This is a genomic window from Variovorax sp. P4_D9 (assembly GCF_056401695.1).
Genome location: NZ_JBFUIU010001480.1, coordinates 1 through 1,254 on the forward strand (window position 1 = coordinate 1; position 1,254 = coordinate 1,254).

The following is a 1,254-nucleotide window of genomic DNA, read 5'->3' on the forward strand; positions in this document are numbered from 1 at the left end:
ACCCGGACCCGCGCGATCCCGACTATCCAGGCGACGAGGAAGAAGGCGCATGAGCCGCTACAGAATCGAGGTCAAGCCCAACGAGCAAGGATCGTTCGACGTAATCTCGGATGGCACCAGCTATCGAATCCACCGCAACCTGCCCGAGTCGAAGGCAGCGGAGGTTGCAGCCGAAATCAAGTCCTTGCTGCTGAAGCAAGGCATCCGCGCCGTCGTCTCCAACGTCTCAGGGTGCGATGCATGAGCGGCTCCGCCAACGAATACGCACTCACGTACAGCGACCTCAATGACGAAACCCGGCGCTTGCGGACAACGGCTGGAACATGGCCCGCGTTCTGCGCGAAGCCCACATCGCGAGAATGTCCCACGACGCGACAAGTCCGAGTTTTTATAGGCAGCATCGACAGGCACACTTGGAGCAAGAGCCGCGCAAGCCCCTCAAGGCTTACTCCGCTTTTGTCTTTCGCTTTCCGAAAGGGACATGCGGCGCTACTGGAGGCTTCCTTTTGTTCCGAAGCCAGTTGAGTAGCTGCCAGAGCCACCCACTGCCCAAGAACGTCGACAACGCGGTTCCGACTAGCGCCAAGACCGCGTATGCACTCGCGGACAAGCCCAAGGTGCCCTGAACCTCCAACGGCACCAAGAACTCGCCGGCGCCTAGGTTCACTTCATAGCCCGCGTTGCGAGCCTCCGGAGCTGCCGGCGTCATTTCCATCGGAATTCTCCGAAAGCCCCCTCGGCTCTCTCGTGGTGACAGAACCTGAGAGGGCGCATTTGGGCCAGGGACGAATTTGAACCAAGTCTGCCCGTCCGTGGCGGCGGTAGCAGTCCACTCGGCACCTCGAAGACGCCCCATCGAGCTGGCCGGAATCGTGACGACCACCGTGGACGTTCCCGGGTTATCTGAACGGAGGAACCAGCGGTAGCGCACAACACCAACACGGTCGGGCGTCGGGCATGCGACGAACCCATCTTCGGGCCTTTGAGCTGATGAGGTAGCCGCCTCCTTTGCCAGACATTTGGAAGCAGTTCCACTCGGCCGGACTCGAATTTCGGGTCCGACGCGCAGAATTGCTGGTTCCGCAGGATGCGCTTGGCTTACTGGCACCAAGAGGTCCACCTCTGCGTCCCGGCTGGTTTGAACTCCAGCCGGCGCACGAAATGTCAATACCAGGTCGGGTTGTCCCACAATCACAGCGGTTACCTCGACGGCCTCACGGCTGGCGAATCGGTCATCGTCCGTAGCAGGAAGGA

Annotated in this window: 1 protein-coding gene; it reads left to right on the plus strand. The window is 60.7% G+C overall.

What is annotated here, in order from left to right; translation table 11 throughout:
* Positions 1-49 precede the first annotated feature (49 nt).
* Positions 50-244 carry a hypothetical protein gene (locus AC1DY5_RS56180; RefSeq protein WP_478122798.1) on the plus strand — a complete coding sequence of 65 codons (195 nt, stop codon included), beginning with the start codon at positions 50-52 and terminating at the stop codon, positions 242-244.
* Positions 245-1,254: the final 1,010 nt, after the last annotated feature.

What these genes read in the sequence shown, in the direction of transcription:
- AC1DY5_RS56180 (WP_478122798.1), top strand. Translation starts at nt 50, where the DNA reads ATGAGCCGCTACAGAATCGAGGTCAAGCCCAACGAGCAAGGATCGTTC.